This is a genomic window from Halomonas sp. NPDC076908 (assembly GCF_050269715.1).
GTDB lineage: Bacteria > Pseudomonadota > Gammaproteobacteria > Pseudomonadales > Halomonadaceae > Vreelandella.
Genome location: NZ_JBNNIW010000007.1, coordinates 132,526 through 151,575, shown reverse-complemented (window position 1 = coordinate 151,575; position 19,050 = coordinate 132,526). Strand labels below are relative to the sequence as shown.

Annotated in this window: 16 protein-coding genes and 1 tRNA gene; 11 read left to right on the top strand and 6 right to left on the bottom strand. The window is 54.4% G+C overall.

The annotated features are described in order from the left end of the window. Nucleotides 1–253: 253 nt before the first annotated feature. Nucleotides 254–330 (bottom strand) — tRNA-Met (locus tag ACQKE4_RS06300). 271 nt (nucleotides 331–601) lie between these two features. Between ACQKE4_RS06300 and phbB the strand changes: the two genes are divergently transcribed. Beyond that, nucleotides 602–1,348 (top strand): acetoacetyl-CoA reductase, encoded by a 747-nt coding sequence (phbB, locus tag ACQKE4_RS06295; RefSeq protein ID WP_427387413.1) that lies wholly within the window; start codon nucleotides 602–604, stop codon nucleotides 1,346–1,348. A gap of 98 nt (nucleotides 1,349–1,446) precedes the next feature. Here the strand turns inward: phbB and ACQKE4_RS06290 are convergent, their stop codons facing one another. Further along, nucleotides 1,447–4,263, bottom strand: a complete 2,817-nt coding sequence (locus tag ACQKE4_RS06290) for a DUF349 domain-containing protein (protein WP_427387412.1) — start codon at nucleotides 4,261–4,263, stop codon at nucleotides 1,447–1,449. Nucleotides 4,264–4,472: 209 nt separating this feature from the next. Between ACQKE4_RS06290 and minC the strand changes: the two genes are divergently transcribed. The 4 genes from minC to sbcB all read left to right on the top strand — a co-directional run bounded on the left by minC (nucleotide 4,473) and on the right by sbcB (nucleotide 8,033). Beyond that, nucleotides 4,473–5,222, top strand: coding sequence for a septum site-determining protein MinC (minC, locus tag ACQKE4_RS06285; RefSeq protein WP_427387411.1), 750 nt, complete (start codon nucleotides 4,473–4,475; stop codon nucleotides 5,220–5,222). 157 nt (nucleotides 5,223–5,379) lie between these two features. Then, entirely contained in the window at nucleotides 5,380–6,198 is an 819-nt protein-coding gene (gene minD, locus ACQKE4_RS06280) for a septum site-determining protein MinD (RefSeq protein ID WP_427387410.1), read from the top strand. Next, nucleotides 6,195–6,446 (top strand): cell division topological specificity factor MinE, encoded by a 252-nt coding sequence (minE, locus tag ACQKE4_RS06275; protein WP_035564989.1) that lies wholly within the window; start codon nucleotides 6,195–6,197, stop codon nucleotides 6,444–6,446. Before minD ends, minE begins: the two co-directional genes overlap by 4 nt. A 93-nt stretch (nucleotides 6,447–6,539) precedes the next feature. Continuing rightward, nucleotides 6,540–8,033, top strand: a complete 1,494-nt coding sequence (gene sbcB, locus ACQKE4_RS06270; RefSeq protein WP_427387409.1) for an exodeoxyribonuclease I — start codon at nucleotides 6,540–6,542, stop codon at nucleotides 8,031–8,033. A 28-nt stretch (nucleotides 8,034–8,061) separates the two neighbouring features. On the opposite strand, the gene ACQKE4_RS06265 is transcribed toward sbcB, so the two are convergent. Next, nucleotides 8,062–10,911 (bottom strand): insulinase family protein, encoded by a 2,850-nt coding sequence (locus tag ACQKE4_RS06265; RefSeq protein WP_427387408.1) that lies wholly within the window; start codon nucleotides 10,909–10,911, stop codon nucleotides 8,062–8,064. Beyond that, complete coding sequence (locus ACQKE4_RS06260; protein ID WP_427387407.1) at nucleotides 10,911–11,597, bottom strand: SOS response-associated peptidase; 687 nt, start codon at nucleotides 11,595–11,597, stop codon at nucleotides 10,911–10,913. The genes ACQKE4_RS06265 and ACQKE4_RS06260 overlap by 1 nt, the downstream gene beginning before the upstream one ends. A gap of 192 nt (nucleotides 11,598–11,789) precedes the next feature. Between ACQKE4_RS06260 and ACQKE4_RS06255 the strand changes: the two genes are divergently transcribed. Together ACQKE4_RS06255 and ACQKE4_RS06250 are read left to right on the top strand one after the other, a co-directional pair. Continuing rightward, nucleotides 11,790–12,404: a TetR/AcrR family transcriptional regulator gene (locus ACQKE4_RS06255; RefSeq protein WP_427387406.1), complete on the top strand. Its 615-nt coding sequence runs from the start codon at nucleotides 11,790–11,792 to the stop codon at nucleotides 12,402–12,404. A gap of 53 nt (nucleotides 12,405–12,457) precedes the next feature. After that, the gene (locus ACQKE4_RS06250) at nucleotides 12,458–13,066 is read left to right on the top strand and encodes a 1-acyl-sn-glycerol-3-phosphate acyltransferase (RefSeq protein WP_427387415.1); all 609 of its coding nucleotides are present in this window, start codon (nucleotides 12,458–12,460) and stop codon (nucleotides 13,064–13,066) included. 26 nt (nucleotides 13,067–13,092) lie between these two features. On the opposite strand, the gene ACQKE4_RS06245 is transcribed toward ACQKE4_RS06250, so the two are convergent. Then, complete coding sequence (locus ACQKE4_RS06245) at nucleotides 13,093–14,367, bottom strand: HlyC/CorC family transporter (RefSeq protein WP_427387405.1); 1,275 nt, start codon at nucleotides 14,365–14,367, stop codon at nucleotides 13,093–13,095. Nucleotides 14,368–14,471: 104 nt separating this feature from the next. Next, nucleotides 14,472–15,269, bottom strand: coding sequence for a cytochrome C assembly family protein (locus tag ACQKE4_RS06240; RefSeq protein ID WP_427387404.1), 798 nt, complete (start codon nucleotides 15,267–15,269; stop codon nucleotides 14,472–14,474). A gap of 281 nt (nucleotides 15,270–15,550) precedes the next feature. Here ACQKE4_RS06240 and ffh point away from each other — a divergent pair, with 281 nt between their 5' ends. The 4 genes from ffh (at nucleotide 15,551) to trmD (ending at nucleotide 19,035) form a co-directional block, all read left to right on the top strand. Further along, nucleotides 15,551–16,996 carry a signal recognition particle protein gene (gene ffh, locus ACQKE4_RS06235; protein ID WP_427387403.1) on the top strand — a complete coding sequence of 482 codons (1,446 nt, stop codon included), beginning with the start codon at nucleotides 15,551–15,553 and terminating at the stop codon, nucleotides 16,994–16,996. 290 nt (nucleotides 16,997–17,286) lie between these two features. Further along, a complete protein-coding gene (gene rpsP, locus ACQKE4_RS06230) occupies nucleotides 17,287–17,535 on the top strand; it encodes a 30S ribosomal protein S16 (protein WP_290829182.1) in 249 nt (82 codons plus the stop codon). A 61-nt stretch (nucleotides 17,536–17,596) separates the two neighbouring features. Beyond that, nucleotides 17,597–18,142 (top strand): ribosome maturation factor RimM, encoded by a 546-nt coding sequence (gene rimM / locus ACQKE4_RS06225; RefSeq protein WP_427387402.1) that lies wholly within the window; start codon nucleotides 17,597–17,599, stop codon nucleotides 18,140–18,142. Between the two features lie 131 nt (nucleotides 18,143–18,273). After that, nucleotides 18,274–19,035: a tRNA (guanosine(37)-N1)-methyltransferase TrmD gene (trmD, locus tag ACQKE4_RS06220; RefSeq protein WP_427387414.1), complete on the top strand. Its 762-nt coding sequence runs from the start codon at nucleotides 18,274–18,276 to the stop codon at nucleotides 19,033–19,035. The last annotated feature ends 15 nt before the right edge of the window (nucleotides 19,036–19,050 follow it).

The following is a 19,050-nucleotide window of genomic DNA, read 5'->3' as shown; positions in this document are numbered from 1 at the left end:
ACCAGAGGTGGACGATCACCGAATGAGTTATTTATAGGGCGGCGAGACGATTTACTCGCCGCGTAATGAAATTGCAGTTATTACTTGAAACCAAGTTGCCAATCGTTGACTGAAGGTCGTAAGAATAAATTTAAGAGGCAAGCAACGGAGCGAATGTGTCACATATACGTCACAGATGTGTCACAAGAAGTTAGCAGACAAACAGAAACAAAAAAGGCAGACCAGTAAGTAACTGATCTGCCTTTCAAAATATTGGTAGCGGGGACCGGATTTGAACCGATGACCTTCGGGTTATGAGCCCGACGAGCTACCAGACTGCTCCACCCCGCATCAACGTGTGGCGTATTCTACAGAAATTTTACGTGAAGTCAATAGAGTGATTAACACGTTTGGCTTATAGCCGTTGATTATGACCTGCGGCAACATGAGGTAAGTGCAGCTATGCTTTATATAGCCATAACAAAAAGCTTACGCTTGTGCATTGCTAAGCTTAATTATGCACTAGGGTAGTACAAGCGCAATCGCGCTTATTCACAATGGCTTGCGACGAAACGTGCATGCTTTGAGATCCAAGCCATTTGTCATATCAGGGAGGTAGTCAATGGTCAATCAAGCCCCCGTCGCCTGGGTAACTGGTGGAACTGGTGGTATCGGTACGGCAATTTGTCGTTCGTTGGCAGATGCGGGTTATCTGGTCGTGGCGGGTTACCGTAACCCCGACAAGGCCAAAACCTGGCTAGAAACGCAGCATGCCGACGGCTATAACAATATCGAGCTGTCCGGTGTCGACCTTTCCGACCATAACGCCTGCCTACAAGGAGCCCAAGAAATTCACGATAAGTATGGGCCAATAAGTGTGCTCGTAAACTGTGCGGGTATTACCCGTGATGGCACCATGAAAAAAATGTCCTACGAGCAATGGTACGAAGTGCTCGATACTAACCTCAACAGTGTTTTTAACACTTGTCGTAGTGTGATCGAGATGATGCTTGAGCATGGCTATGGGCGGATTATCAATATTTCATCTATCAATGGTCGTAAGGGGCAGTTTGGCCAGGTCAATTACGCGGCCGCGAAAGCGGGCATGCATGGCCTAACCATGTCGCTGGCGCAGGAAACTGCGACCAAAGGTATTACCGTTAATACGGTATCACCTGGCTATATTGCCACCGATATGATCATGAATATTCCAGAAAAAGTGCGTGAAGCTATTCGGGAGACGATCCCCGTTAAGCGCTATGGCACACCAGAAGAGATTGGCCGACTGGTCACGTTCCTAGCCGATAAGGAGTCCGGTTTTATCACCGGCGCTAACATCGATATCAACGGTGGTCAGTTTATGGGCTAGTGGTTTTCCACAGGCGGATAAACGCTAGCTTCCCTTACCAGGGGAAGAACGCAAACGGGAGGCTATCATCCTCCCGTTGTTGTTAGTTGCTGTTAGAACTATGGCAACGGGACGCGCGCCAGGCGACTCAATAGATTATCCAACTCTTTCACTTCAGTGGCCCATAGCGTGGCAGGCATAGGTCCTAACGCTAGCAGCGCTACCAATATGTCGGCCACTTCTTGATCACGGCTGCGCTCTGGATTGAAACCTTCATTCAAACGCTCTACCTGAATAGCTAGGCGCAGTGGTTCGTCGCTTTGACGCACGCTGCCTACCGCAAGCATTGAGAGGTGCACCCTTAACCGGGCAAGCGATTCGGCAATGCTTGCATGGCTAGTGTCTGATAGCGGCACCGCTACACTGTGACGTTGCTGGTTACGTTTTTTATGCGCTTCATTAAAAGCCGCCGGTAGTGAGGCGCTAAGCACAGTTTGTGCATCGACCTCGCTGGACACTGCTTCGCTGAGGTATTGCTGATCAGCGGCCAAATGGGCATTGACCAACGGCATTAGGGTGTGCCACTGATGAACTGTGTCGGCTACCGCTAGGCGATTTAAGCGTTCTCGACGAGCACGCACAATGCCGCTCATGCGTCGTTGCATGCCTTCACTACGCCGGTTGCGTGGCAGCGGTTCTAGCTGATTGGCTTGGTTTATAAAGTTATCCAGCGTGGTTGCTTCACTGGCCTCAATAGGCTGCCAACTATCCATCTGGTCGATGAGGGTTTGCATCTCATCAAGCTGTTTTTGCTGGCGTGCCGCCTGCTCGTGCTTATGTGCTTCGCGTTGGGCAAATAGCTCAGCACACTCATGGCGAAAGGCTTTCCAAAGCGTTTGTTCTTCGCCTTTTGGGGCTCGCCCAAGCCCTCGCCACTGCTGCTGTAACTGTTTGGTCAGATGAATACGCTGGGACAAAGGCTGGCTTTCATCGCTGCGTAGTGCCGCGACTTGGCTTATCAACGCTTGTTTTTGCGAGGCGATAGTGTCTGCGCGTTGATCAATGAGTGCCTGTAACTGATGGCGAATAGTACCGAAACGACGCCCAACGGCTTCAGAGCGCTCGCGGGGTACCGGACTATAGTGGCGCCATTGGTGGCGCGCTTTATCGCGAATTTGCCGCAGCACATCTGGGTCGGCGTCTTCAGCAGGCTGAGCCAGCAGGCTTTCAAGCTGGTCGCACAGTGCTTCGCGGGCTTGAAGATTGGCCTCACGCTCTTCGCCCAGGCGTTCCCGCCAGGGGGCAAGGCGTTCATGAATTCGGTCCGACGCACTGCGAAAGCGCGTGGCCTGTTCACGATTAGCGGCTGCGTCACCCAGCGATTTCCACTCTTTGACCAACTGGCGATGGTGGCGGTCTAGCGCGTCTTCCGCCATGTGGAGGTCATTCGCGAGTGCTTCAATGCTAGCGCATAGCTGTTCGCGTTTGGGGCCGGCAACGAATCCCCGCCAGTCACGTAGCTCAGCGAGGTGAGCCGCTAAATGCTTTAATCGTGCTTTAAGTGGTTGAGCAGCATTGCTTTCTAACGCTTCAATGCGGGGCTTAAGCCGTTGATGTAGGCGGCTGGCGCTTTTGAACGCGCCACGCTCCAGTAAGTGCTCAAAGGTATCAAGTTCGGCGGTATGCGCTTCCAGTGCGGCCTTATCTTTTGTGGGCTGGGCTGGGGTGGTGCTTTCTGAGCTGAGTGCCGCTTGAGCACGGCTGAGTAACGCTGGCGGTATAATGGCATCGGGCCACTGGCATTGGCTCACCTGTGTTGCCAATGCGGTATAATCGCCATCCGTCAGGGCAGTCTCAATTGCGGGGCTGACCGCACACCAGCGCTGCCATGCCTCTAAACACTGGTCGTAGTGATGAATGGCCAGCGTGTAGCGCTGGCGCATAGTGTCGCTAGGCGGGTGCATATCAGAAAGTGCTTGCCAGCGTTGGCCTAATAGCTGGCGCTGCGCACGTAGGCTGTCAATATCCTGCACAGCCATGGCTGAGGCGTGGCGCAGGCCGTTAAGCGTCTCTTCGATACCTTCAAGCAACTGTTCGCGGGTGCTCTCGGCTTCGTCCCGCCGCTCGACGCTTTGTTTGCGTGCCTGCTCTTGAGTTTCGTGATCGTGAAGCGTTTTACGGCAGTTGAGTAGCGCCTGATGGAAGCGGTGCTCCTGTTCAGCGCTCGGCGGTTGGGCCAGTTGCTCCCATTGCCGCTCAAGATGACGAAAGCGCCCGCCGTAAAGAGGTTCCCAAGGCGCACGAGCGTGCTGTTCCAGTTGGCTTAACAGGGTTTCACACTGTTGCTGTTTGGCTTCCAGCCACTCTGCGTCGCTACGTAAACGATTAAGCCGCTCTCGCGCTAGGCGCACCACTTGACGGTCACGACGCGCTTCTTTCAATAAGCGCTTAAGGCCCTCTTCCCCTTCAATGCGCTCGGCCGCCTGATGCCGTACGGCGGCAACGCCGTTATGACACGCCTGATGGATCAAATCACCCTCATCAGTGAGCTTGCCAAGGGCAATTAAGCGCAGATTGAGGTTATCACCCTGTAAGGCGATGACGCTTAGCGCCCGTGGCTCTTCAATTTGATTGGTCAGGGTTTGTCGCTGCTGCAGGTCAGTATTGCCTTCAAGGCCACTAAGCCGTTGGCAGATGGCATTGAACCAAGCTTCTTCGTGCCGATAATGCGGATAATCATCAACAAGACCGGCGCAGTCATCCAATGCAAGCAGCGCGGCTAGACGAATCTGATGATCACTATCTTGAGTAAGCGACTGCAGCGCCTGGCGCTGTTCTGGTTGTTGAGGGTCGAGTCGCTGGAGGGCCTGGCGCCGCACCTCGGGGTCGGGATGTTGCCACCGAGGAGCGAACAGGCGTCTTAACAGTCCGTGCATGGATCATCCTGCTGGTGCGTAGCATGAAAAAAATCAGTCGACGGTGACTTAGGCGGTTGCAGTCATCGGCGCTGTCGCTTAGCTTGGCATTACTACTCTTCGCATTACTATTTCGCATTACTATGATGTGGTCAGCGACTATTTTCTACACCACAATACGTGATAGTACGCTACCTTTATCTTACTTGAACATGACATGGAGTTCGGCCATGAGCCTTAACGTGGATAGTGCCGCTGTGGCCTTTACCTTCAAAGGCGGCATGTTGCCGATGACCGTCATGGAGCTAAGTAGCGCCGATCCAGAGCGAATCCGGCAGCAGCTGGCGGGCAAGCTTTCCCAGTCTCCTGCTTTCTTTCAGCATACACCGGTTGTGCTCAGCGTGGAAAAGCTCGATGAACCTCATTTAGCCCTTGAGCGAATTTGCGCTGTTTGTCGAGATCATAAGCTGCTACCTGTGGCAGTGCGCGGTGGTTCAGAGCCCGTTCGCCAGTCCGCTTGGGCATTGGGGTTAGGATGGTTTCCGCCCATTGAGGAGGGGCGTGGTCGGGTGTTGGAAAGTGTTAACACGACACCTGTTCATGAAGTCACCCGTGATGATATGGAGTCAAACGAAGGTGAATCCCCAGCACTAGCGACACGCTTATACCGCGGCACTGTCCGTTCGGGGCAGCAGGTCAGCGCTTCTGAAGGTGACTTGGTCGTGATCGGTGCGGTTAACGCTGGAGCAGAAGTGTTGGCGGCAGGTAGCATACATGTATACGGTGCGCTTCGTGGTCGCGCCTTAGCGGGCATTCATGGCAATACCCAAGCAGGTATTTACTGCCGTGAACTGGAGGCTGAGCTGCTTTCAGTGGCGGGAAATTACAAACGTTTAGAAGATATTGACTCTAAGCTTTTGAGGCGACCAGCAGAAGTTCACTTTACAAAAGAGCAGCTTGAAATTAAGTCTCTCGGATAAGGTGTTTTTATGAGCGTGCGTTGGTGCTTCATGCCTAGCGACGCCGAAGGCGCTATCCGTTACAGTATGGCATGTTGATGACATTGACGTTCCCGTTATGTGCAGTGCACCTATTAACGAGTGCTCGCGTTGAACGACTTCAAGAAGGAAGTGACTCTTGGCCAAGATAATTGTAGTGACCTCTGGTAAAGGAGGGGTCGGCAAAACCACTAGTGCGGCAGCAATTTCCACAGGACTTGCGCTACGCGGTAAAAAAACCGTTGTGATCGATTTTGATGTAGGTCTTCGGAATCTTGACCTCATAATGGGCTGTGAACGGCGTGTAGTTTATGATTTAGTCAACGTGATTCAAGGCGAAGCAGGGCTTAATCAAGCGCTGATTCGTGATAAGCGCGTCGAAAATTTGTTTATTCTGCCAGCTTCACAAACCCGCGATAAAGATGCGTTGACCCAGGAAGGCGTCGCAGAAATCCTGGAAAAATTGAAAGAAGATTTCGATTTCATTCTTTGCGATTCGCCCGCTGGTATTGAGCGTGGAGCGCAGTTAGCAATGTATTTTGCCGATGAAGCGATTGTGGTCACTAACCCTGAAGTATCGTCAGTACGCGACTCTGACCGTATTTTAGGGCTGTTGGCATCCAAGACTCGACGCGCCGAGCAGGGCGAAGATCCTATTAAAGAACACCTCCTTGTCACCCGCTACAATCCTGAGCGAGTAACCTCTGGCGATATGCTGACGCTGGACGATATTCGTGAGATTTTAGCGATTAATCTACTGGGTTTAATTCCTGAGTCTGAGGCCGTGCTGCGCGCCTCTAACCAAGGTGTACCAGTGACCCACGATATTTCCAGCGACGCTGGCCAAGCCTACAGTGACACGGTATCACGCCTACTTGGGGAAGACATGCCGCTGCGTTTCCATGAAATGCAACGTAAAAGCCTGCTGAGCCGTATGTTCGGGGGAGGTCGTCGATGAAACTGCTGGAGTTCTTGAAGCGTGAGCGCAGGAAATCAGCCTCGGTAGCCAAAGAACGTTTGCAAATTATCGTGGCGCATCAGCGTAGCCAGCGTGGTCAGCCCGACTATATGCCGCTGTTGGAGCGCGAACTGCTTGAGGTAATTCGTCGTTACGTGCATGTGGACGACGATGCGATTCAAATTTCATTGGACAGCGAAGACAACTGCTCTGTACTTGAGTTGAACGTTACGCTTCCAAAGAGCTGATCTTAAGAGTAGGCCAAAGCGTCGAAGGCGCGGCGAAAAGGGTGGCGGGTGTGCTAGGCTTGGGCTTTTCATTGCTCAGCGGAGTGCTTCTTCATGGCGCCACCCAATGCTGCCCCTGTCAGTTTTCTATGGCATGACTATGAAACATTCGGGGCTGACCCGCGTCGCGATCGGCCTGCGCAGTTCGCCGCGCTGCGAACCGATCCCGAGCTGAATGAGATCGGCGAACCTATTGAGCTTTATTGCAAGCCGGCCGACGACTATCTGCCCCATCCTGCGGCCTGTTTGATCACCGGTATTACCCCTCAAAAAGCCCAGCGCCATGGTATTCCTGAAGCGGCGTTCGCGGGCGAAATACAGCGCCATATGAGCGAGCCCGGCACCTGCGTGGTGGGTTACAACAGCCTGCGTTTTGACGATGAAGTCTCGCGCCATCTGTTTTATCGCAACCTGCTCGACCCTTATGCTCGCGAATGGCAAAACGGTAATTCCCGCTGGGATTTGATTGATATGGTGCGCGCTTTTTATGCGCTTCGCCCCACGGGCATAGAGTGGCCATTGCGGGAAGATGGCGCGCCGAGTTTTAAGCTGGAGCATTTAACCGCGGCTAATGGCATAGCCCACGAAGGCGCTCACGATGCAGTGGCAGATGTGCGGGCGACCATTGCTCTTGCTCGCTTGCTCAAAGCGCGCAATGCCAAGCTATTCGACTATCTGCTTGGCCTACGCGGTAAGCGTGCGGTGGCTAAGCAGCTCGACTTGCCCAACGCCAAACCGCTGCTGCATATCTCCCGCCGTTATCCCGCCAGTCGAGGCTGCAGTGCCTTAGTGATGCCGCTGGCCGAGCATCCCACCAACCCTAATGGGATGATTGTTTACGATTTAAGCGTTGATCCCAGTGACTTGCTCAATATGTCAGCGGAGCAAATTCGTGAGCGTGTGTTTGTCAGCCAGCAGGATTTAGCTGAGGGTGAGGCGCGCATTCCGCTAAAAGTAATTCATATCAATCGCTGTCCGGTAGTTTTCCCTGCCAGCGCCTTAAAAGATCTTGATGGGCCGCAAAAGGGTGAGTACGGGGCCATCGTTGAGCGTTTAGGGTTGGATGTGAAGGCCTGTCGGCAGCATTGGAAAACCCTGCGCGATGCCAGTGGTATCACTAGCAAAGTCGCAGAGGTATTTAGTGCAGGTTACGAGGATGCGCCACAAGATCCTGATTTGATGCTCTATTCCGGCAGCTTCTTCTCCGCCGCAGATCGCCAGCAGATGGAGCGGGTGCGCGCGATGGAGCCATGGGATTTGGTGGGTCAACGCTTTGCGTTTCAAGATCCGCGCTTGGAGGAGATGCTGTTTCGCTATCGCGCACGCAACTATCCAGACACGCTAGAAGGTGAAGAGCGTGAGCAGTGGGAGGCGTATCGATGGATGCGTATTAATGACCCTGCGTTGGCGGGCTTTACGTTAAAGGCCTTTGCGCGGGAAATTGCTCAGTACAATCAGCAAACCCTCTCTGATCGCGAACGGCAGATTCTGGAAGAGCTGGTAATGTTCATAGAGGCGATGATGCCAGCCCAGGCGTTTGACGCCTGAGCCGGAATCGGTTTTTTAGCAGCGCGACTTATTCATTATGCATTTTCGGCAGGGCTGAGCGCGCTTCTCGATAGGCAGCTACATCGCTGGGTTCGTCTTCGGGGTTGAAGCGAATGTCCAGCGTGTGCTCGCGCAGCGACGGCCAGAGGTCTTGCATATCCTCCAGGCTCACGTTCAGCACTAAGTCGGCCAGTTGCTCCCGGCGATCAAAACGCACCTCTTCTAATGCCGTTGCCTGCCAGTAGCGATTGGCCATGCCTGGCAGGCTGGTATCACGCTGACGCAGCTGGTTGTTGACTGCCTGGCGGTAGGGCGCCAAGTCCTCATCGCTTAATTGTTCAAGGCGCTGGCTAGCCTCTTCAAGGAACGTATCCATACGCTCTGCAATGGTGTCGCTGTCGACGTCCGGTGATTGGACAACTAACGCAATCCCCGGCGCTTCAAGGAGCGGCGAATAGCCTGCGTTAACCACATAACCTAACTGCTGCTCGGTGCGCAACTGCTGGTAGAACGGCGTCTCTAACCACTGGGCGATCACGCTGGTCGTGGCTTGCTCTTTGGGCGTTTGGTCGCGTCCCTGCATATAACGCAGTATCAACGACTCTTCACGGGTGCTATGAGGGTGGAGCACTCGGTGCTCTTCGCTAACCGCCAGAGGCGTAAGGTTGGCAATATCGTCGCGGGTTAAACGCGGACGAAGATAGCCACGCATGATCTCGGCCTGTTCGCGCGCTAAGTCGGCGTCAAGATTTCCCACCGCCATGGCGTCGACGTAAAGATCTTTTAGAAAGCGTTTGCGGAAGTCTACCAAATGGTTGCGCTCAAAGCGCTCGCTAGCGGTCAGAAAATCAGCGTTTGACCACTGCGGTGTAAGCAAGGCTTCGCCGAGCGTGCGGCTGGCTTGGCCGTAAAGCGATGCCTGAGGGGCATTGCGCCACTCGCGCTGCAGTTGGTAGCGCACGCGCTCAAAGGCGCCGTCGGTAATTTCCGCCGTTTTAAGCTGCTTGAGGGCCTGCTCAATCAGCGGCGTTTGACCATCCCGCCAGCCGGAGAATGAAAGTGTCATGCCACGGGCGTGCGGGTAGGCGCTGAAAGCTTGACCTGCCAGCCAGGCGGGATAGAGCGATTCATTCAAGCTGTCGTTGAGCCAACTGGCGAGTAGACGGGTGAGCACTGCTTCTTCAGCGGAGTAGCTCGCGCTGGGGTGTTGCAGGCTGACGCGCCATTCAACGCTTGGGGTGTTGAACCGCGCATCCTGCATATGCCAAGCAGTAAATGAAGGTGTATCTACTAACTGACTGGGGTGTTCGTCCTGGCCTTCCAAAAGCGTTAAATCATTGGCAATAAAAGGGTTGGGGCCGGGCAGTGCTAAGCCGCTAAGGGCTTGGCCTGACTGGTTAGGCGTTTGCTCGTTCCACTGGGTATTGAACCATGGTGAAACAGTATCGCTTTCCACATCCTGTGCTGAGTAGAAGCGCAGCATGTTGTCTGGCGTTAATGCATCGAGATAGGCCTGTTGGCGCTCGGCATCGGGGCCATCCATGCGGTAAGCCGCGTACTGTACATCTTCCACTGGGTAGCGCGAAAGGCTCATGGAGAGGCGGGTCGCTTCCTGTTGAGGCGCACCATGCTGCTGAAAGCGGAAGGCCTGCTCGTTAAGATTGGCCTGTTCCTCATAGCGCCAGGAGGCGAGGCCGTCGTCTTGTAGTTGCTCAATAGCGGCAAACAGAGTGGCTTCGATATCATCCAAACGCTCAGCACCGGCGGGTGTCAGACTGACAGAGACGGTAAACAGGGCATCTTTACCATCGCCACGGCCAATGCCAGCAGAGAGACCGTCGGCGAGCCCTGCGTCACGCAGTACCGCTAGCAAGCTGCCATCCCCTTCATCGCCCAGCAGGTGCGAGATGAGTTGTGTTGGCTTACTACGGTAGTCATCGGTGGGGTCGGGAACCGGGAAGTAAAAGCGCAGCTGACGACGATCCTGCAGCGATTGGCGTTCGATATAGCGCGGCAGGGTGTCAGGATCTACTAACGGCTCGTCGATCGTCGGCACGCGCAGGTCGTTATCTGGAATGTCGGCAAAGCGTTCGGCTACCCACTCTTCAAGCGTATCCAGCGGCTGCGGTGCCACAATCGCCAGATTCATGACATTGGCGTCGTAATATTGGTGATAAAAATCAATCACTCGCTCGCGCAGCGTCGTTTCGCCTTCAGGCGGGCTGGCTAAGGTCTCACGGCTGCCCACGGCAAAACCAGTCGTGGCGTTGTTAGGATTGAGCAGTTGATTGAGTACGTCATTTTCGCGCCGGGATTCGTCACGAATGCGGGCCATATACTCAGAGTGAACGATATTGCGCTCGCTCTCTAAATGATCTGCATTAAACAGCGGCGAAAGAAAAAACTCGCTAAAGCGGTCAAGGGCACCGGGCAGTGCCGAGGGCTCGATATCAAAGAAGTAATTGGTGTCTTGCTGGGCGGTAAAGGCGTTGTGTGACCCTGCGTTGCCTGAAATGTAGCGCTGGTAGGCGTCGGATTCAGGGTACGGCTCGGTACCTAAAAACAGCATATGCTCAAGAAAGTGCGCTAGCCCCTGCAGGTCTTCGGGGTCCTGGGCGCTGCCGACACGCACATTCATTGACGCCGCTGCTTTATCCGCCTCAGGGTCGCTGACCAGTAGCACATTAAGGCCATTTTCCAGCGTTAAAACGCGGTAGTCACGGCTGTCATAAGGGCTAACGTTTGGCGTGATGACCTCGGCCACAGCGTCATCGTCAGAAGCCAGCGCGAGCGGCGCTAACCAGATACTGGCGACAATGCTGAGCAGGGCACGCTGAGGCAGTTGATGCCAGCGCATTACATAAGAGGGTCGCAACATTACGTCTCCTGAGACACGGCCCAGCGCAGCATCGGTCCCGTAGGGTGGGCACAGACCGAAGACTGATAGGCGGGGTTATTGACATGTTTTGATACCGGAAAAGCGCCCAACAGTTCCAAGGGCGCAGGCGTTAATAGCGAATTCAGTGTTTCCAGGTCGGTATCTGGGTCCAGCCACGCACTTAGCGCATGGGGTTGAATAGTGACCGGTAAGCGGTCGGTTAACGGTGATAGCAAAAGATTGGCAGGCACCGTGATCAGTGCTGCTGAGTCAGTGAACGCTGTTAACGTAGTGTGGTAGCGGCACCATAAGGCGCCCAGCAGCAGGGGTGCCCGTGTCACCTGGGTTACTAAATAGGGCTGTTTGCTGCGCGGCTGCGTTTTCCAAAGATAGAAGCCGCTAACTGGAATCACGCAGCGGCGGGCGCTAAAGGCCTCGCGAAACATTGCTCGCGATTCAAGGGTTTCGGCACGAGCGCAATGAGGCGCATGATCCAGTACGTCCAGCCAAGGCGGCGTGAGGCCCCAGAAAAGCGAAGAGAGGCGATATTCCCCTTGCTCAAGCCGAATCGCGGAAATGGGGCGACGGGGCGCTAAATTGGGGGACTCTACCAGTGGCTCAGAGGGAATAAGAGAGGGTAATAAGCGGGACAGTGGTAAGTTTTGTACATGCAGACGCCCCGTCATACCTATCTCCTAAAACAAAATCGTAGCGTAAGTGTACCGATATAGTGGGGGACTTCACGTAATAAAGCGCGAAATGTAGCGTTTTAGTGTCGAAAACAGTGTTCGATGTAAGGTATCCTATACCATCCTTTACTCCCGCTAAAGTGCAGTGAGGCATTCCTCCTCGTTTGCCGTTGACCTTAAGAGATCGCCATGGCCCGTCCTAGACAGCATGCGCCCGATGCCCTCCATGCGCAGGTCATGCACGCTTGTGATGAGTGGTTGGCTAAGCAGCCAGTCCATGGTCTCTCACTGCGTGCCCTTGCCAGAGAAGTCGGCTGCGCCCCAAGCACGCTGCTCAAGCTATATGGCAGCTTTAATAACTTATTACAGCACGTCAATGTGGAAACCTTGGCGCGCTTGCAGCACACCATTACCAGTCTTGTGGATGATGACCCTGAACCATGGTTACGCTCACTAGCGCGTGCTTACTGGCAGTTTGCAGAGCAGGATTGCTACCGCTGGCAACTGCTGTTTGATTATCCGCTGGCGCAAGAAGGCGAGCTTGATCAGCGGCAAAGCGATCTGATTGAGGCGCTGTTTACCCAGGTAGAGGCGTCGCTCAAATCCTACCAGCCAGCGCTGGATGATCTCGAAGCCCGCCGCTTAGGACGCACTCTGTGGGGCAGCGTTCACGGTCTTGTTCAGCTTGGGCTTAACGAGCGTTTGGGTTATTGGCAGGGGCAGCAATTAAAAGTGGATGAACTGTTGGATCAACTGATGAGTACCATATTGGCGGGGCTTCGCCATCGCGAGACGACCACGTGAAGGGGTGGGTCAGCGCGTTCCGCCATATCCTGCGTTGGCTTATTTTTATCTCAATGCGCCTTTGCTATCGTCTACAAGTGCATGGTCAACAGCATATTCCCAAACAGGGTGCAGCGCTGGTGGTGTGTAACCACGTAAGTTTTATGGATGCGCTCGTGCTCGGCGGGGCTAGCCCACGTCCGTTGCGCTTTGTAATGGACCAGCCGATTTTTGACTCACCATGGCTTAAGTGGTGGTTTCAGTTGGTCGGTGCCATTCCCATTGAGTCTGAGCGGCGCAGCCCCAGCGCTATCAGGCGCGCCCTGGATGACGTCAGCGAAGCGCTACGTCAAGGCCAGGTAGTGATGGTGTTCCCAGAGGGAAGATTGACCCCAGACGGTGAGATTCACACCTTCAGGCGAGGTTTAGAGACCATTCTGGCAAGGGACGATGTTCCGGTGATCCCTGCGGGGTTAGCAGGCCTGTGGGGGTCGTGGACATCACATCATGGCGGCAAAGCACTAAAGAAATGCCCCAAGCGATTTCGGGCGCCGGTGAGTTTGCACTTTGGGCCACCGCTCAACCGCTTGGACGCCGATGATATGGCACTGCGGCGGTTTCTTGAGGCGCGTGTTAGAGCATTAAAAGCAGCGGCTGATCAGGATCTTGCCAGCCGCCGCTAGCATGGCTTAAAAGTAACCCCCCTCACCTAGCGCCGTGGCACGCGTAGCTTGTGCCAACAGCGCGCTGAGGTGATCAGATTGTCGCGAATCTCGAGTATCTCCATCCGCATATTATCAATCTGCAGACAGGCAGGCCCTTCAGGGAATGCCTCAAGATGCTCAAGAATTAGCCCGTTGAGGGTTTTGGGGCCATCGGTGGGCAACTGCCAACCAAGCATTTTATTGATGTCTCGAATTGTGGCGGTACCTTCAATCACGTGGCTACCGTCGTCCTGCTGATGAATCTCTTCATCTTCAGATACGTCGGTGGTGAACTCGCCCACAATCTCTTCAAGTATATCTTCCAGCGTTACCAAGCCTTCTACATCGCCATACTCATCGACCACGATGCCGATACGCCGTTTCTGCTTTTGAAAATTGAGCAGTTGGGTATGCAGTGGCGTCGACTCGGGAATGAAGTAGGGCTCACGTGCCTCTTGCACGATCGAAGCTTTAGTCACTTCATCGCGAGAGAGAAAGCGTGCCGCGTTACGAAGATGCAGCATGCCAATAATATTGTTGATGTCGCCTTTGTAGACGGGCAAGCGGGTGTGCTGGCTGGTACGAATCTGGGTCAGTATATCTTCTAGTGAGTCATCCAAATCAATGCCCAGCACCTCGTGACGCGGCACCATAATGTCGTTCACGGTGACATTCTCAAGGTCAAGAATCGACAGCAACATGGCGCGGTGGCGGTAAGGGATCAGCGTGCCTGCCTCGTGCACCACCGTGCGTAATTCGTCGCGAGTTAGGCTATCACCACCATTATCAACGCTTTTAACGCCGATCAGTCTAAGCAGTCCGTTAGACATCACGTTGACCAACCAGACCAGCGGATAGAGCAGCTTAAGCAGCGGCTCTAATGCGAAGGAGGTAGGGTAAGCAATCCGTTCGGGCTTGATCGCGGCATAGGTCTTCGGCGTCACCTCAGCGAAAATCAAAATGGTAATCGTCAGCAGTGCTGTGGAGATTGCAGGGCCTGAGACATCACCAAAAAAGTGAATGGCAATGATCGTAGCAATCGATGCGGCAAGGTTGTTGACGAAATTATTGCCGATCAAAATAACGCCGATTAGGCGATCTGGGCGTGTGAGCAGACGCATGACCCGTTTGGCTCTACGATCCCCGCTGTTAGCCTGATGGCTCAAGCGGTAGCGGTTAATCGACATCATGCCGGTTTCAGAGCTTGAGAAGAAAGCAGAAAGCACTATCAGTAAGGCTAGCAGGCCGAACAGTAACCCCAGGGGGAAGTCGTCGCTCAAGTCGAAAGGTCCTTTGTGGCGAATTAGGCTCGATTTGTAGAAGGTCGCGAGGGATGTGTCAAGACAACTAAAGGCGCGGGCGGGCGCCTTTAGCGGTTGAGCCGCTATCGATTGAGTAAGAATTCAAGTACGAACTTGCTGCCAAAGTAGGCCAGTACCAGAAGGGCGCAGCCGCCCAGGGTCCATCGCACGGCGCGCATACCACGCCAGCCAAAGCGGTAACGCCCGATCAGAAGCGTTGTAAATATCACCCAGGCCAATAGCGACAGCACCGTCTTATGGGCTAAATGTTGAGCAAAGAAGTTATCTAGAAAAATAAGCCCGCTCGCGATGGAGAGCGTAAGCATGATGATGCCTGCCCAAACCAACTCAAAGAGCACCCGCTCCATGGTGGTCAGCGGAGGTAATGACTGCACAATGCCCCGAATATGATGATGGCGCAGTGCTTGGTTCTGTAGGCCAACTAGGACAGCTTGAGCGGCGGCGATGGCCAGTACGGCAAATGCCAAGGCAGAACTCACTGCATGTAGCAAAATCCCCGGTGTAAGGCCAGTGTGGCCGCCTTGGTTGGGCAGCCAAGTGGCGGCAATTAAGGCAATGCCTGCCAGCGGGAAAAGCGCTATGCCCGCGTTGAGCACCGGTTTGAATAGACTCGCTACCAGCACGACATTGACGGCCACCGCCATTAATAGCGTGGCGCTGGTGGTAAAGCCCGGCAGCAAACCAGGAGCCTGACCGACTAATTTGACGACTACCGGAATATGCAGCAGCAGGCCCAGCACGGCAAGCAGGCGCACCATCCCTTGGCGGGGCGGTACGCGCCGAAACAGCGTCATGCCCTGCCAAATGGCGGCGGCAACATAAAGAACAAAAGCAATCGTGGCGAAAGGGAGCGCCTGCATGATGCTATCCGTGCGCCTTGCAGCGCGTTGCTGTTAATAAATAAACGAATTAAGCGTGATTACGACGAAAATCAATCCAACTACTATAACGAATCCAAGCGGCGTCGCCCAGCGGGGCAGCCGCACGAAAATAGGGAGAAGCTTTCAACGGGTAAAAGTGCCAGCCCCGCAGGGTCACCGGCACTCCCCCATGGAGACTCACAGCATGAGCGCGTATAATCTTTCCACTATTTAGTCCAGGGCGTGCGCGCCATCGGCAGTGACGGAGGCAGAGAGGCCCCATGTTCCAGAATCTAAGTGAGCGTCTTTCCCAGACGCTAAAGTCGATTAAGGGCCAGGCTCGCCTGACCGACGACAATATTAAAGATACCCTGCGCGAAGTGCGTCGCGCACTGCTTGAGGCCGATGTGGCACTGCCGGTCATCAAGGAATTTATTGAGCGCGTGCGCGAGCGTGCGGTTGGCCAGGAAGTATCCAAAAGCCTTTCGCCAGGCCAGCAGTTCGTCAAAATTGTCCAGCAAGAGCTGGAAGCGATCATGGGCGAAGCCAACGACGGCTTTGTGCTTAAAGGCTCGCCTGCCGTTGTATTGATGGCTGGTCTACAGGGCGCGGGTAAAACCACCTCTGTTGCCAAACTTGCCCGCTATCTGCGTGAGCGCGAGAAAAAGAAAGTGCTGGTGGTGTCTGCCGACGTCTATCGGCCGGCGGCCATTGATCAGCTAGAAACCCTGGCTAAAGAAGTCGAGGTGGATTTCTTCCCCTCGCGCTCTGATCAACAGCCGGTAGCGATTGCTGAAGCGGCGATTAAGCACGCCAAGATCCAGTTCCACGATGTGGTATTGATCGATACCGCCGGTCGCTTAGCCATTGATGAAGCGATGATGGCGGAAATCCAGGCGCTGCATAAAGCAGTCTCGCCCCAGGAAACGCTGTTTGTCGTCGATGCCATGACCGGCCAAGATGCCGCGAATACGGCTAAAGCGTTCAGTGAAGCGCTGCCGCTGACCGGTGTTATCTTGACCAAGGCGGATGGTGATGCCCGCGGTGGTGCGGCCTTATCGGTGCGTTATATCACCGGCAAGCCTATCAAGTTCATGGGTGTCGGTGAGAAAGTCGATGCTCTAGAGCCGTTCCACCCCGACCGGGTCGCTTCACGAATCCTGGGTATGGGCGACATGCTGTCGCTGATTGAGGAAGCCGAACGCACCGTCGATAAATCCAAAGCCGAACAGCTGGCCAAGAAGGTCAAAAAAGGCGATGGGTTTGATCTGGAAGATTTCCGTGACCAGCTACAGCAGCTCAAAAAAATGGGTGGCATGGGCGGTCTGTTAGGCAAGCTGCCTGGCATGGGGCAGATGGCTGAAATGGCCCAAGGCCCCGGCCCTGAGAAGGAGCTTGGCAAACTCGAAGCGTTGATTAATTCAATGACGCCTAAAGAGCGCCGCAAGCCTGATATTATCAACGGTTCGCGCAAACGCCGCATTGCCGCTGGCGCAGGCCTGCAGGTGCCAGATCTGAATCGCCTGCTTAAGCAGCACAAGCAGATGCAGAAGATGATGAAGAAAGCGGGCCAAAAGGGCGGCATGCAGAAAATGATGCGTGGTATGTCGGGAATGATGGGCGGCGGAGGCCCAGGCGGCCCAGGAGGTCCCGGCGGAATGGGTGGCCCAGGCGGTATGGGAGGCATGGGCGGTATGGGTGGTCCAGGCGGCTTACCCCGGCGCTAAAACAGCAATCTTAAAGCGCGGATGGGCTTGGTGAGGTTGACTGCCTGTGAGTTTTCTGGCTGTCAGGCTTTCCAAGCCGAGCGCATTTGCGTAGAATGCGGCCTCTTCATGCGTGGGTGTTGCCTGAAATACGCCAAAACGTAACGGTAACGCCACTCAGTGAAGGCCTTAATGGCACGAAGCGAGCCCTGTGCAAGCCTAGGTGTCAAGAAAACAGCACGAAGAGTGTTTCGGTAGCGGTTAGCGCTATGACCACACTCTCGTAACCTCAACCGAAGGATAGTTATCGTATGGTTACCATTCGTTTGGCCCGTGGTGGCGCCAAGAAGCGTCCCTTTTACCACCTGACTGTTACTGATTCGCGTAATGCACGTGATGGTCGTTTCATCGAGCGTGTTGGCTTCTTCAACCCGGTTGCCCGTGGTCAAGAAGAGCGTCTACGCGTTGATTTAGACCGCGTTGTTCATTGGCAGAGCCAAGGCGCCCAGGTTTCTGGTCGTGTTGCTGAGCTGCTTAAAGAAGCACGCAAACAGGCCTAAGCCTGCTGTGTGGGACCTTTATGTGGAATAAATTGAGTGCTGTGGCTAGCTGAGGTCGTCAATGTCGCGTTTTGAAATAAGCCAAACTGACGACACCCATGTGGTGCTAGGCAAGCTGACTAGCCCTTATGGGGTGAAAGGTTGGCTCAAGGTTTACTCCTACACTAGCCCGATAGACAGCATTCTAGAGTACCCGGAATGGTGGGTGCGCCAAGGGGAAACGCTTACGCGCATAAACATTGTTCAGGGGCGTCGGCAGGGCAAAGGACTTGTAGTGCAACTGCAAGGGGTCGATGACCGTAGCGCGGCTGAAGCATTAGCCCAAACGGACATCCTGATGCCCAAACAGGCACTGCCTGAGCTTTCTGACGACGAGTATTATTGGCATGAGCTTGAAGGCATGGTGGTCTTCACTCAGGCTGGCGAGCGGTTAGGACGGGTAAGCTATCTGTTCGAAACCGGTGCCAACGATGTCATGGTAGTTCGCGGCGATTCTGATGCAATCGACAAGCGCGAGCGGCTGTTACCGTTTTTGCCCGATGATGTCATTGTCGAAATCAGTACTCAAGAGGGCCGCATGGTCGTCAATTGGGATGCTGACTTTTGACCAAACTTATGAACAGTTTGAGTAATGATGTTTCTGCTGACTCAATAGAGCCAGGGCTTTGTGAAAACGAGCTTTGTGAAAACGAGCTTTGTGAAAACGAGCTTGGTGAAAGCGAAATAGCGTCGCCTGCTATGTGGATTGGCGTGGTGTCACTGTTTCCCGAGATGTTCGACGCGCTAACGCAGCAAGGCGTGGTCGGCAGAGCGGTAGAGAAGCAGCGCATCGCACTAGAGTTTTGGAATCCGCGTGATTACGCCACTGATCGTCACCGCAGCGTAGATGATCGCCCCTATGGCGGTGGTCCAGGCATGTTGATGAAAGTCGACACCCTACGCGCAGCGATCTTTGCCGCCCGCGAGCGGGCGCAACAAGCCACCGGCCTGGTGCCGACGGTGATCTATCTCTCGCCCCAAGGGCGCAAGTTAGATCAGCAGGGCGTTCAAGCACTGGCTTCCGCCGGACCTTTAGTGGTTGTGGCAGGGCGCTATGAAGGCATTGATGAGCGCGTGGTGGAAAGTGACATCGACGAAGAGTGGTCGATTGGTGACTATGTGCTGAGCGGCGGTGAACTGCCAGCGATGGTGCTGATTGATGCAGCGGCAAGGCTGATTCCCGGCGTACTGGGTCATCAAGATTCCGCTGTCGAAGACTCGTTTAATGACGGTCTGTTAGATTGCCCGCACTATACCCGTCCAGAAATTATCGACGGGCGTCAGGTGCCAGATGTGCTGCTAAGTGGTAATCATGCAGCCATTAAGCGCTGGCGGCTAAAGCAATCATTGGGCCGCACATGGCAGCGTCGTCCTGACTTATTGGAAGGGCGAACATTAGATGTCGAACAGCGCAAGCTGTTAAACGAGTTTATCGAGGAATACGTTCTGTCCACTAAGTAGCTTGTTTTTCAACTA